This window comes from Streptomyces flavalbus, assembly GCF_042674625.1.
Lineage (GTDB): Bacteria > Actinomycetota > Actinomycetes > Streptomycetales > Streptomycetaceae > Streptomyces > Streptomyces flavalbus.
This window is the reverse complement of record NZ_JBHTEB010000001.1, coordinates 6,212,926-6,224,941: the sequence shown is the minus strand read 5'-3', so window position 1 is coordinate 6,224,941 and position 12,016 is coordinate 6,212,926. Positions and strand designations below refer to the sequence as shown.

Annotated in this window: 11 protein-coding genes and 1 pseudogene; 7 read left to right on the top strand and 5 right to left on the bottom strand. The window is 74.7% G+C overall.

The window, feature by feature from the left end:
* Window positions 1-11: 11 nt before the first annotated feature.
* A pseudogene (locus ACFQZ6_RS27880) lies at window positions 12-1,933 on the bottom strand (BTAD domain-containing putative transcriptional regulator).
* A gap of 139 nt (window positions 1,934-2,072) precedes the next feature.
* On the opposite strand from ACFQZ6_RS27880, the gene ACFQZ6_RS27875 reads away from it, so the two are divergent.
* Window positions 2,073-2,993, top strand: coding sequence for an alpha/beta fold hydrolase (locus ACFQZ6_RS27875; RefSeq protein ID WP_381614169.1), 921 nt, complete (start codon window positions 2,073-2,075; stop codon window positions 2,991-2,993).
* A gap of 11 nt (window positions 2,994-3,004) precedes the next feature.
* Here ACFQZ6_RS27875 and msrB read toward each other — a convergent pair whose 3' ends face one another.
* The 4 genes from msrB to ACFQZ6_RS27855 all read right to left on the bottom strand — a co-directional run bounded on the left by msrB (window position 3,005) and on the right by ACFQZ6_RS27855 (window position 6,441).
* On the bottom strand, window positions 3,005-3,418 hold the full coding sequence (gene msrB, locus ACFQZ6_RS27870) for a peptide-methionine (R)-S-oxide reductase MsrB (RefSeq protein ID WP_381614166.1): 414 nt from the start codon (window positions 3,416-3,418) through the stop codon (window positions 3,005-3,007).
* A 14-nt stretch (window positions 3,419-3,432) separates the two neighbouring features.
* Complete coding sequence (gene murC / locus ACFQZ6_RS27865) at window positions 3,433-4,821, bottom strand: UDP-N-acetylmuramate--L-alanine ligase (protein ID WP_381614163.1); 1,389 nt, start codon at window positions 4,819-4,821, stop codon at window positions 3,433-3,435.
* Between the two features lie 122 nt (window positions 4,822-4,943).
* Window positions 4,944-5,417, bottom strand: coding sequence for an indole-3-glycerol phosphate synthase (locus ACFQZ6_RS27860; RefSeq protein ID WP_381614160.1), 474 nt, complete (start codon window positions 5,415-5,417; stop codon window positions 4,944-4,946).
* Between the two features lie 184 nt (window positions 5,418-5,601).
* Window positions 5,602-6,441 carry a pyrimidine reductase family protein gene (locus tag ACFQZ6_RS27855; protein ID WP_381614157.1) on the bottom strand — a complete coding sequence of 280 codons (840 nt, stop codon included), beginning with the start codon at window positions 6,439-6,441 and terminating at the stop codon, window positions 5,602-5,604.
* Between ACFQZ6_RS27855 and zapE the strand changes: the two genes are divergently transcribed.
* The 6 genes from zapE (at window position 6,440) to ACFQZ6_RS27825 (ending at window position 11,916) form a co-directional block, all read left to right on the top strand.
* Window positions 6,440-7,600: a cell division protein ZapE gene (gene zapE, locus ACFQZ6_RS27850; RefSeq protein ID WP_381614154.1), complete on the top strand. Its 1,161-nt coding sequence runs from the start codon at window positions 6,440-6,442 to the stop codon at window positions 7,598-7,600. The genes ACFQZ6_RS27855 and zapE overlap by 2 nt on opposite strands.
* 153 nt (window positions 7,601-7,753) lie before the next feature.
* Window positions 7,754-8,551 (top strand): slipin family protein, encoded by a 798-nt coding sequence (locus tag ACFQZ6_RS27845; protein WP_381614151.1) that lies wholly within the window; start codon window positions 7,754-7,756, stop codon window positions 8,549-8,551.
* A gap of 87 nt (window positions 8,552-8,638) precedes the next feature.
* Window positions 8,639-10,081 carry an alkaline phosphatase PhoX gene (locus ACFQZ6_RS27840; protein WP_381614148.1) on the top strand — a complete coding sequence of 481 codons (1,443 nt, stop codon included), beginning with the start codon at window positions 8,639-8,641 and terminating at the stop codon, window positions 10,079-10,081.
* A gap of 53 nt (window positions 10,082-10,134) precedes the next feature.
* Window positions 10,135-10,986, top strand: a complete 852-nt coding sequence (locus tag ACFQZ6_RS27835) for a polysaccharide deacetylase family protein (RefSeq protein ID WP_381614145.1) — start codon at window positions 10,135-10,137, stop codon at window positions 10,984-10,986.
* 18 nt (window positions 10,987-11,004) lie between these two features.
* Complete coding sequence (locus tag ACFQZ6_RS27830; RefSeq protein WP_381614142.1) at window positions 11,005-11,193, top strand: hypothetical protein; 189 nt, start codon at window positions 11,005-11,007, stop codon at window positions 11,191-11,193.
* 24 nt (window positions 11,194-11,217) lie between these two features.
* Complete coding sequence (locus ACFQZ6_RS27825) at window positions 11,218-11,916, top strand: peptidyl-tRNA hydrolase (protein ID WP_381614139.1); 699 nt, start codon at window positions 11,218-11,220, stop codon at window positions 11,914-11,916.
* The last annotated feature ends 100 nt before the right edge of the window (window positions 11,917-12,016 follow it).

Genomic DNA, 12,016 nt, shown 5'->3' with positions numbered 1-12,016 from the left:
CACCCCAACGCTCACCGCACCCCCGCCAACCACTCATCCACCGGCCCCAACGTCACCATCCCACTCCCCGCCCCCGCGATCTCCCCCGCCGCGGGCCGCAACCGCTCGCGCGCCGCACGCAGGCCCGCCTGGTCACCGAACCTCCCCGCGGCGGCAGCCTGAAGGCAGCACAGCGCCTCGTACATGAGATCCGGCGGCGGCTCAGGCAACGAAGCCACCCCCACCCCAGTCAACGCCTCCGCCCAGGGCCGGTACGGCCCCCAGTCCTCCCCCAGATCAACCTCCGGCTCCATCCCCCGAGCCACCCGCAGACACAGCAACGCCAACGGCAGCAACCCCCGCTCCGCCCCCGGCATCCCCGCACCATCCAGCCGCTCCGCGGCCCGCCGGTACGCGGACTCGGCCCGCCGCGGACTCCCCACCGCGGCGACCCGCGACGCCCGGTACCACTCCGTGAAGACACCGACGAGATGCAGCTCGTGCCGCGCGGCCAGCCGGTCCGCCGCCGCGGCGTGCGCGTCCGCCCCGGCGAAGTCCCCCCACGCCGACCGCGCCTGGACCCGGATCAAGTGCCCCAGCACCTCACTGGTGACCAGCCCGGTCCGCGCCCCCAGCCCCACCAGCTCCGCACCGATGCCGTCCCGCCGGTCCGCGAGCCCCGCCCGGTCGCAGGACTGCATGAACACACCGTTGAGGGCGAACGCGAGCAGCGCGGGATCGTCCAGCCGCCGCGCGAGCGCCTCGGCCTCGGCGGCGGCACGCGGCCCGCGCTCCGAGCGGATGCCGCGGGTCTCCAGGGCGACGGTGGCGAGCAGTCGGCAGCGCACGGCGTCCTCGGCGGGCCCCGGCGGCAGCGCGGCGAGGGTGCGCTCGGCCGCCGCGACCAGCCGGGCCGACTCCCCGGGGTCGTCGGCGCGGGGCCAGATCGCGGGCACGTCGTAGGCGCCGATGATGCGGGCGGTGAGTTCCGGGTCGCCGTACTCCTCGGCGGCGGTCACGGCGGCCAGCCGGGTCTCCTGGGCGGCCCGCAGCCCGCTGCCGCCGGTCACCGCGAGGGTGCGGATCAGGCCGACGGTGGACTCCAGCCGGGCGCGCGCGCCGGTGGCCACGGCACGGTCGTACGCCGCCGCCGTGCGCTCCCACAGCCGGGCGGCGGTCCCGGCCGGTCCGGTGGGGGCGTCCAGGCGGGGGTGCCGGGTGAGGATGTCGTCCTCCAGGCGGCGCAGCTCGGGCCCGGGGTCGAGGCCGAGGCGTCCGGCGAGTTCGCCGCGGCCCCGGCGCAGCACGGTCAGGGCGTCCGGCTGCCGTCCGGTGCGGTACAGCGCCAGCGCCAGCAGCCGCCGCGCCTCCTCGCGCCAGGGGTGCTCGGTGAGGTGGGCCTCCAGGTCGGGCACCGCCTCGGCGGCCCGGCCCGCGCCGAGCCGGGCCGCCGCGAGCCGTTCCACGGCCGTCAGCCGCAGCTCGCTGAGGCGGCCCGCTCGGCGCGGGTGAAGTCGGCGTCGGCGAAGTCGGCGTAGGCGGGGCCGCGCCACAGGGCGAGAGCGGCGCCGAGGCGTTCGGCGGCCCGCTCGGGCGGCAGCCCCGCCGCCTCGCCCACGGCGGCCTCGAACCGCCAGGCGTCCACGGTGTCCGGGTCGGCGCGCAGCGCGTACCCGGGGCCCTCGGTGACCAGCAGCCGGGCGGGCGCGCGGGGCGGCCGGTCGGGTTCCAGGGCGCGCCGCAGATCACCGACGAAGGTCCGTACGGCGCCCACGGCGCCCGCGGGCGGCTCCGGCCACAGGTCGTCGACGAGCAGGCCGACGGGGACGACGCGGCGGCGGGCGACGAGCAACCGGGCCAGGACGGCCCGGTGCCGGGGCCCCTTCAGGGCGAGGGCGACGCCCCGGCGCTCCGCCGTGACCGGCCCGAGCACCCCGAACGCGACTCGCTCCATCCCGGTACCGCTCCCTTCCGAACCCCGCGCTGACGACCACGCTGACCGCCGCACCGACCGCCGTACTGATTGTCCGCTGATCCGCCCCCGGCAGGCTCGACGTGTCCGTGACCAGCGCCCGAGAGGAACAGCGCACCCCATGACATCCGAATCGACCCCCGAGACGACCCCCGAGACGACTTTCGAGTCCATCCCCGGTTTCCAGCAGCACCGCGTGACCGTCGCCGACGGCGTCACGCTGCACGCCGCGGTCGGCGGTTCCGGCAGCCCCGTCGTCCTGCTGCACGGGTTCCCGCAGACCCACCTGATGTGGCGGCACGTCGCCGCCGACCTGGCGGCCGACCACACCGTCATCTGTCCCGACCTGCGCGGTTACGGCGCCAGCGACAAGCCCGCCGAGGCGGCGGACGGGTCGGCGTACAGCAAGCGCACCATGGCCGCGGACGTGGTGGCGCTGGCCCGTGCCCTCGGCCACGAGCGGTTCGCGCTCGCGGGCCACGACCGGGGCGCGCTGGTCGCCTTCCGCGCCGGGCTCGACCACCCGGAGACGGTCACCCACCTGGCGCTGCTGGACATCGTGCCCACGCTCGACATGTGGGACGTGCTGCACGGCACCAGCGCGGCGGTCGGCTTCCACCTGTACCTGATGGCGCAGCCGCCCGGCCTGCCCGAGGAGCTGATCGGCGCCGCGCCGGACGCCTTCTTCGGCCACTTCCTCGACCTGTGGACCCGCGACCCCGACGCCGTGCCCGCCGAGGTGCGCGCCACCTACCTGCGGGCCTGCCGGGAGGCCGTCCCGTCGATCGTCGCCGACTACCGCGCCTCGGCCGGGATCGACGTCGAGCACGACACGGCGGACCGCGACGCCGGGACCACGCTGCGGATGCCGGTGAGCGTGCTCCAGCAGGACTGGGGCGCCGCCCTCGGCTACGACGCCACCGCCCTGTGGCGCGCCTGGGCGCCTGACCTGGTGCACTCGACGGTCACCTGCGGCCACTTCATGGCCGAGGAGGACCCGGAGACGGTGGCGAAGGCCCTGCGCGACCTGCTGACCCGCTAGGGCGCGACGGGCTACCGGTCCCCGTCCGCCGGGGTGAGCCGCAGCGAGATGCTGTTGATGCAGTACCGCTGGTCGGTCGGGGTCGGGTAGCCCTCCCCCTCGAAGACGTGGCCGAGGTGCGAGCCGCAGCGCGCGCACCGCACCTCGGTGCGGACCATGCCGTGGGAGCGGTCCTCGATCAGCTCCACGGCGTCGGTGTCCTTCGGGTCGAAGAAGGACGGCCAGCCGCAGTGCGACTCGAACTTGGTGTCCGAGGTGAACAGCTCCGCGCCGCAGGCCCGGCAGGAGTAGACGCCCTTGGTCTTGGTGTCGGTGTACTCACCGGTGAAGGCGGGCTCCGTACCGGCCTGCCGCAGGACGGCGTACTCGGCCGGGGTCAGCTCCGCGCGCCACTGCTCGTCCGGCTTCTCGACGTCGTACGACATGAGCCTCAGCCCCTTCACTTGGTCAGGCGGTCCAGGATGCGCGGTCCGAGGTCGGTGACGTCGCCCGCGCCCATGGTCAGAACGAGATCACCGGCCTTCGCCATTCCCGCCACCACGTCGGGCACCTCGGCCTGGTCGTGGACGGCGGTGACGTCGGCGCCCGCCGCGCGGGCCGCGTCGGTGATCAGCTCGCTGGTGACGCCCGGGATCGGGTCCTCGCGGGCCGGGTAGATGTCGAGGACGACCGAGGCGTCCGCGAGGGCCAGGGACTGGCCCATCTCCTTGCCCAGCTCCTGGGTGCGGGAGAACAGGTGCGGCTGGAAGACCACGAGGATGCGGCCGTCACCGGCGGCGGCGCGCATCGCCTCCAGGTCGGCCGTCATCTCGGTCGGGTGGTGCGCGTAGGAGTCGACGACCTGCACCCCGGCCGCCTCGCCCTTGAGCTGCAGGCGCCGCTTGACGCCCGTGTAGGCGGCGAGCGCGGGGGCCAGCTCGGCGGCGGGGATGCCGAGGGCGGCGCCCGCGGCGAGCGCGGCGACCGCGTTGTGCGCGTAGTGGCGGCCGGGCACGGAGACCGTGAACGTCAGCTCCGCGCCGTCGAGCACCACGGTGACCTCGCTCTTCAGGCCCTGCGGTACGACGGACAGGACGCGCACGTCGGCGTCGGCGGCCTCGCCGTACGTCACCGTCCGCACCGATCCGGCCAGCCGCCGGGTCAGCTCGCGCGCGCCCTCGTGGTCCGCGGAGACGACCAGGGTGCCGCCCGGGACGATACGGCCCGCGAAGGTCTCGAAGGACTCGTAGATCTCGTCCATGGACGCGTAGTTGGCGTGGTGGTCCAGTTCGACGTTGAGGACGATCGCGACCTCGGGCGTGTACTTGTGGAAGCTGCGGTCGCTTTCATCCGCCTCCGCCACGAAGATCTCGCCCCGGCCGTGCTCGGCGTTGGAGCCGGGCGCGTCGAGGTCGCCGCCGATGGCGTACGACGGCTCCCGGCCCAGCTCGGCCAGGGAGACGGCGAGCATGGAGGTGGTGGTGGTCTTGCCGTGGGTGCCCGCGACGGCGATCGGGCGCAGGCCGTCCATCAGCGCGGCCAGCGCGTCGGACCGGTGCACGACCGGGATGCCCAGCTCGGCGGCGCGGGCCAGCTCGGGGTTGTCCGCGCGGATCGCGGAGGAGACGACGACGCAGCTCGCGTCGTCGGCGAGGTGCGCGGCGGCGTGCCCGAGGTGCACGGTCACGCCCAGCGCGCGCAGCGCGTCGGCGGTGTCGGAGTCCTTGGCGTCGCTGCCCGCGACGGCGGCGCCCCGCTGGGCGAGGATCTTGGCGATCCCGGACATCCCGGCGCCGCCGATGCCGATGAAGTGCGGTCGGTCCATGGCGGTGGGAAGGCCGGGTGTCATGCGTGTGTCTCCCAGGATCAGGAAGGGCGGGCGTGCGAAGGAAGCCTATAGAGCGGGGGAAGCGTGTGGAGCCGGGCCCCAGCCTAGGCGCCGGGGCCCGGCGGCGCGCCGGACGCCATGCGTCACGCCTTGCTGTGTGAGAACAGCTTCAGCACCGGCACGCCCACCTTGTGCCGGGCGCGGGAGGCCCAGTCGCGGTGGAAGAACTCCTCCACGTAGTGCGGGTCGGTCAGCACGATCACCTCGTCCGCGCCGGTCTCCCCCACGAGGTTCTTCAGCGCGTCCAGGGGGTGGTCCTCGACGAGCCGTCCCCGCGCCGTGCTGCCGGAGGCGCGCAGGGCGGTGAGGGAGACCTCCAGGGCCTGCTGTCCGACGCTCTTCGCCGCCTCGCCCTCGGGCGTCTCCCCCTCGCGCACGGCCTCGTCGAGTTCGCCGAGGGCCACGTCGTCGATGGCCCGCAGCAGCCGGTCGGCCTGTTCGCCGCGGGGCTGGAGCAGCACGTGGAAGGCGACCGGCTCGTCCCCGTGCAAGGTGGTGACGAACTCCACGTCGGCGGAGGTCAGGGCCTTCTCGATCATCAAAACGCTGGTGAACACCGGACGCCCCTTCTCTTCGAGGGCCCCTGGGCCCTCATGTCCTCCGTGGGCCGGTGCCCGGCCCTGCGGAAACCATCCTTCCCCGTGTTCGCACGGGGACCGCGAGTCCTAGTGTGCCCATCGGAAGGTAACCGGAACGGCAGATTCCGCCGATTCGGCACCGGTTGTCCCCACCGCCGCAGGGTCACGGCCGACGGTAACGGGTGAACAGGAAGCCGTCCTCCTCCAGCAGCGACGCCAGTTCGAACCGGTGCGGCACCGCCACCGACGGCCCTCCGGCGATCCGCTGGGCGTCACCGGCGGTGAGCATCGGGGCGACGGTCAGGCACAGCTCGTCCAGCACCTCGGCGGCCACGAGCTGTCCGAGCAGCCGTGGGCCGCCCTCGGTGAGCAGCCGGGTGTGCCCCAGGTCGGCGAGGGCGCGCACCGCCCGCGCGGGGTCCACGCCCATCCCGTCACCGGCGGTCACCACCCGGGCCCCGGCCTTCTCGGCGGCGGCGACCTTGTCGGGGGCCGCGGCGGCGCCGGTCAGGACGAGGGTGGGCACCAGGGGCGAGGTGAACAGCGGGAGCGTGTAGTCCAGCTCCAGACTGGCGCTGACTACCGCGATCGCCGGGGCGGGACCCTGCCCCGCCGCCTCCCGGCGCGCCGCGAACTCCGCACGCGCGCGTGCCGGGCGGTAGCCCTCCCGGCGGACCGTTTCGGCGCCGACGAGCACGACATCGGCCAGCGCCCGCAGGGTGCCGAAGACGCGCATGTCGGTGGCGTTGGAGATGGGCTGCGAGCGGCCGTCGTGCTGCGCGGCCCCGTCCAGCGTGGAGACCATGTTGGCCCGCAGCCACACCCGCGGCCCGCCCGGCCCCGGCTCGGCCTCCGGATAGGCGTAGGCGTCGGCCAGCTCGGCGAGGCTCCACTCGGCCCCGGCGGAGCCGCCGTCGCCCCCGGCGGAACCGCCGTCGCCCCCGGCGGGGCCCTGGGGCGGTGTCTGGTCTGTCTGGTCGGTCACAGGGAACAGGCGTCGCATGACGTGCAGTGTTCCACGACCCTTAGCATGGGTAACCGTGTCGTCTCCCACCTCCGGCTCCCCCGCCCCCGCCCCCGGCGTCGGCCACCCCGCCGACGCGGCCCCGCTGTCCCTGTGCGCCCGCGAGCCGCACGTCCCCGCGGAGCGGCTGGTCGCCGAGATGGTGCCGCCGCCACGCTTCGACTCGGTCCGGTTCGGCACGTACCTACCGGACCCCGACCAGCCCAGCCAGAGCGAGGCCGTCCGCGTCCTGGAGGGCTTCGCGGCCGGGCTCGGCGGCACGAGCGGCACCGGCGGCACCGGCAGGCGCGGCTTCCTCGGCTTCGGCCGCGCGAAGGCCAGGCCCGCGACCGGCCCGCGCGGCGTCTACCTCGACGGCGGCTACGGCGTCGGCAAGACCCACCTGCTGGCCTCCCTGTGGCACGCCACCCCCGCCGAGCCCGCGCTGAAGGCGTTCGGCACCTTCGTGGAGCTGACGAACCTGGTCGGCGCCCTCGGCTTCCAGCAGACCGTGCGCACGCTCTCCGGCCACCGCCTGCTGTGCATCGACGAGTTCGAGCTGGACGACCCCGGCGACACCGTCCTCGTCTCCACCCTGCTCGGCAAGCTGGTCGACGCGGGCGTGGCGCTCGCCGCCACCTCCAACACGCTGCCCGGCAAGCTCGGGGAGGGCCGGTTCGCCGCCGCCGACTTCCTGCGCGAGATACAGGGCCTGTCCGCGCACTTCCGCGCCCTGCGCATCGACGGCGAGGACTACCGCCACCGCGGCCTGCCCGAGGCCCCGCCGCCGTTCACCGACGAGCAGGTGACCCGGGCCGCGTACGCCACCGAGGGCGCCGCCCTCGACGACTTCCCGCACCTCCTCGACCACCTCGCCAAGGTCCACCCCAGCCGCTACGGCGCCCTCACCGACGGCCTGCGCGCGGTGTGCCTCACCGGTGTGCGCCCGGTGCCGGACCAGTCGACGGCCCTGCGCCTGGTGGTCCTCGCGGACCGGCTCTACGACCGTGAGGTGCCGGTGCTGGCGTCCGGGCTGCCCTTCGACCGACTGTTCAGCGAGGAGATGCTGAAGGGCGGCTACCGCAAGAAGTACTTCCGCGCGATCTCCCGCCTCACCGCCCTGGCCCGCGACGCCGGAAGCCTCGTCCAGTCCGGCTGAGCGCCCCCGCCGCCGGGCCATGGCCCCGGGCCCGGCACCGGCCTATCGTGGCAGGAGTAGCCCAAGCGCGCGCCACGGACCCCTGTGCAGCACCCCTGTGCAGCGCCACGGACCTCCGGGCCGCGCCACGGACCTCTGGGCGAGGAGGCCGTCATGGTGGAGGAGCTGCTGACGGTGGCCGTGGCGGCCGGTGCCGCGGGCGCGGTGTACGTCTCCGCGGCGGCCCGGGTCGTCAAGCAGTACGAGCGCGGGGTGGTGCTGCGGCTCGGCCGGTTGCGGGGCGCCGTACGCCCGCCCGGTTTCACGCTGATCGTCCCGTTCGTGGACCGGATGCGCAAGGTCAACCTGCAGATCGTGACGATGCCCGTGCCCGCCCAGGAGGGCATCACGCGCGACAACGTCACGGTGCGGGTCGACGCGGTCGTCTACTTCAAGGTGGTGGACGCGGCGGCGGCCGTCATCAACGTGGAGGACTACCGGTTCGCGGTCTCCCAGATGGCCCAGACGTCCCTGCGGTCGATCATCGGCAAGAGCGACCTGGACGACCTGCTGTCCAACCGCGAGAAGCTCAACCAGGGCCTGGAGCTGATGATCGACAGCCCGGCGGTCGGCTGGGGCGTGCAGATCGACCGGGTGGAGATCAAGGACGTCTCGCTGCCGGACGCGATGAAGCGGTCCATGGCCCGGCAGGCCGAGGCCGACCGGGAGCGGCGGGCCCGGATCATCAACGCGGACGCCGAACTCCAGGCGTCGCGCAAGCTCGCCGAGGCCGCGCAGCAGATGGCCGACACCCCGGCCGCGCTCCAGCTCCGGCTGCTCCAGACCGTGGTCGCGGTCGCCGCCGAGAAGAACTCCACGCTGGTGCTGCCCTTCCCGGTGGAGCTGCTGCGCTTCCTGGAGAAGGCCCAGGAGCAGCCGCGTACGGGGGAACTGACGCCGCGTCCGGAGTGACCCGCGCTACGCGCGTGGTTCCGGTGATCGACGGCCGGTGGTAGACACGTCGGCGCACAGTCCTGTCCGCCAGCAGGAAGGTCCGCCATGTCCGAGACGCAGCACACGTCCACGTCCGGAACGCCGCACACGTCCACGTCCAAGACGCACACGTCCGTGACCCGTCGTCAGATACTCGCCAGAACCGGCGCCGCGGGCGTGGGCATCGCCTTCGCCGGGTCCCTGACCGACCTCTTCGCCGGTACCGCCGCAGCCCAGGGCCTCGGACAGCGGGGGTACGGCCCCCTCGTCCCCGACCCGGCCGGGCTGCTCGACCTGCCGAAGGGCTTCCGCTACCGGGTGCTCTCCCGCGAGGGCGACCCGCTGCGCTCCGGCGAGGGCCCGGTGCCGTCGAACCACGACGGCATGGCGGCGTTCGGTGGCCGCGACGGCCGGGTCCACCTGGTCCGCAACCACGAGAACCGCCCCACCGCCGCCCTCCGCGTCCCGGCCGTCGAGGGGCTCACCTACGACCCGGCGGGCATGGGCGGCTGCACGGCGCTGACGCTGGACGCGGGCGGTGCCGTACGGTCGGAGCGGGTCGCGATCGCCGGTACCGCCGTCAACTGCGCGGGCGGCCCGACCCCCTGGGGCACCTGGCTGACCTGCGAGGAGACCGAGGACCGGGCGGGCACCAACGGCTACACCAAGGACCACGGCTTCATCTTCGAGGTGGACCCGGTGGACCCGCGCCGCACCGGCGCCGTCCCGCTGACCGCGATGGGCCGCTTCCAGCACGAGGCGATCGCCGTCGACCCGCGCTCCGGCGTCGTCTACGAGACCGAGGACGCCTTCCAGCGCCCCTTCGGCCTGTTCTACCGCTTCCTGCCCGAGCGCCCGCTCGGCGGCACCGGCTCGCTGCGCGCGGGCGGACGGCTCCAGGCGATGCGGGTGCCGGGCGTGCCCGACCTGTCCGCCGTCCAGGAGCCGGGCGCCCGCTTCGACGGCGTGGAGTGGGCGGACGTACCGGACCCGCTGGCCACCGACACCCCCGTGCGGCTCCAGGACTTCGGACCGCGCGGCATCACCCACGCGCAGAAGCTGGAGGGCTGCTACTGGGGCGGGCGCTGCGTGTACTTCGTGTCGTCGTTCGCGCGCAGCGGCGACGGCTCGGCCGCCGACCACTTCGGGCAGATCTGGCGCTACGACCCGGCGGGCCGCCACCTCACCCTGGTCGTCGTCTTCGGCCCGGACACCGACGTCCAACTGCCCGGCGAGTCCCCCGACAACATCTGCCTGGCCCCGAGCGGCGGCCTGATGGTCTGCGAGGACGGCGGCGGCGCCCAGCACGTGTACGGCGTCACCCGGCGCGGCGAGGTGTACGCCCTGGCCCGCAACCGCCAGAACACCGGCACCCAAGAGGCCCCCGAGTACGGCGAGTTCGCGGGCGTCACCTTCTCCCCCGACGGCTCGACGATGTACGTCAACTGCTACACCCCGGGCACGACCTTCGCGGTGACCGGCCCGTGGGCGGGACAGCCAGGCAGGTGACCCACCCGCCGCGTCACCCCGGAACGGGAGACTGATCATCGTACTTTCCTACGGTGATCAGTCCCGTACGCAGTGTCATCACCGCCGCCCTCCTGGGCGCCGCGACCGCCGCGCTCTCCGCCTGCGGCACCCAGGAGGCACCCCGCTCCGCCCCACCGGCCCCCTCCACCCCGGCGGCCGTGGTGTCCCGGCCGCCCACGCTGGCGCCGGGGCCCGCCGGGCTGGCCCCCGTCTTCCGGAACGGCCCGCGCGACCGGGGCCGGACCGTCGCCCTCACCTTCGACGCCGACATGACCGCCGACCAGGGGCCGCGCGCGGCGGCGGGCGAGCGGTTCGACCACCCCGAGCTGATCGCGGCGCTGCGGGCGCTGAAGGTCCCGGCCACCGTGTTCATGACGGGGCGGTGGGCCGAGGAGTACCCGGTGCAGGCCCGCGCCATCGGCCGCGACCCGCTCTTCGAGGTCGCCAACCACTCCTACAGCCACCACGCCTTCACCGCCGACTGCCACGGGCTGCCCGCCCTCGACGCCCAGCGGATGCGGGCGGACGTGGAGCGCGCGTACGCCGCCTTCCGCGCGGTGGGCGTACCGGACGCGATGCCCTACTTCCGCTTCCCCGGCGGCTGCTACGACCGGCGGGCGCTACGGGCCCTGGGCGCCACCGGCGTCACCGCCGTGCAGTGGGACGTGGTCAGCGGCGACGCGTTCGCGACCGACGCCGACGCGGTGGCCCGGCAGGTGCTGGACGGCGTACGCCCCGGCTCCGTCGTCGTCCTGCACTGCACCCGCAGCGCCGCCCCGGCGACCGAGCGCGCCCTGCGCCGGATCGTGCCGGAACTGCGGGCGCGGGGGTACCGGTTCGTGAAGGTGTCGGAGCTGATCGGCGCCACGGGCGGAGGGCGCTGAGCGGCTTACGCTGGGAGCATGAGTGACGCCGGTGACAACGACTACTGCCTGATCGACGCGAGCAGGCCGCCGAAGGCGGACGGGCCGCCGTACGCGGAGTGCGTGCTGTGCCGGGAGCCGACGGAGTACCCGGAGTCGTACAAGGGGATCACCTTGTGCCCGGTGTGCGAGTGGCAGGAGGCGCAGCGGACGGCCTGCTCGGGGTGAAATGCCTGCTGGCACACTGGGGGCGTGAGCGACAGTCCCTTCCGTCATGAGTCCACCCACCGTGACCAGGCACCGCAGTTCGTGCTGCCGCTGGTCGTACGCATCGAGCGGTCCGCGCCGCCCGCGCGGACGGACGCCCTGGAGACGGCCGCCCGCGCGGTGCTGGTGATGCTGAGCGACGAGCGGTCGCTGGGCGAGGGCGAGTGGGCCGAGGCGGTGCGGGACTGGCAGGACGCCCGTATCCGCAAGGTGGTGCGGCGGGCGCGCGGCGCGGAGTGGCGGCGCGCGGAGGCGCTGCCCGGGATCACGGTCACCGGGAAGGCGGCGGAGGTGCGGGTCTTCCCGCCGGTGCCGCTGGACGGCTGGCCCAGGGACCTGGCCCGGCTCCAGGTCTCCGGCACCGACCTCGACGACCCCGAGCCCCCGGCCCCGGCCGACCGGGGCGCGCCGGTGCTGTGGCTCAGCCCCGAGGTGGAGATGTCGGCGGGCAAGGCGATGGCGCAGGCCGGGCACGGCGCGCAGCTCGCCTGGTGGGAACTGTCCGCCGGGGAACGCGCGCTCTGGCGCGACGCGGGCTTCCCGCTCGCCGTGCGCACCGCCGACCCGGCCGCCTGGGCCGCCCTCACCGCCAGCGGGCTGCCGGTGGTCCGCGACGCGGGCTTCACGGAGATCGCCCCCGGCAGTTGCACGGTCGTCGCCGACCACCCGGCGCTGCGCCGCTGACCGGCCCGGCCGCGGTAGGCGATCGTCCAACCTCAAATGTTCCTCTGAACGTGCCCGGCGCGGGATTCGGCGCGTGACGCGATGGGCCATACCCCCGGGA

Excerpts from the sequence above, each read along its gene's own strand:
- ACFQZ6_RS27875 (WP_381614169.1), top strand. The coding sequence starts at position 2,073 with ATGACATCCGAATCGACCCCCGAGACGACCCCCGAGACGACTTTCGAG.
- zapE (WP_381614154.1), top strand. The coding sequence starts at position 6,440 with ATGACGTGCAGTGTTCCACGACCCTTAGCATGGGTAACCGTGTCGTCT.
- ACFQZ6_RS27840 (WP_381614148.1), top strand. The coding sequence starts at position 8,639 with ATGTCCGAGACGCAGCACACGTCCACGTCCGGAACGCCGCACACGTCC.
- ACFQZ6_RS27845 (WP_381614151.1), top strand. The coding sequence starts at position 7,754 with ATGGTGGAGGAGCTGCTGACGGTGGCCGTGGCGGCCGGTGCCGCGGGC.
- ACFQZ6_RS27855 (WP_381614157.1), bottom strand. The coding sequence starts at position 6,441 with ATGCGACGCCTGTTCCCTGTGACCGACCAGACAGACCAGACACCGCCC.
- msrB (WP_381614166.1), bottom strand. The coding sequence starts at position 3,418 with ATGTCGTACGACGTCGAGAAGCCGGACGAGCAGTGGCGCGCGGAGCTG.
- murC (WP_381614163.1), bottom strand. The coding sequence starts at position 4,821 with ATGACACCCGGCCTTCCCACCGCCATGGACCGACCGCACTTCATCGGC.
- ACFQZ6_RS27830 (WP_381614142.1), top strand. The coding sequence starts at position 11,005 with ATGAGTGACGCCGGTGACAACGACTACTGCCTGATCGACGCGAGCAGG.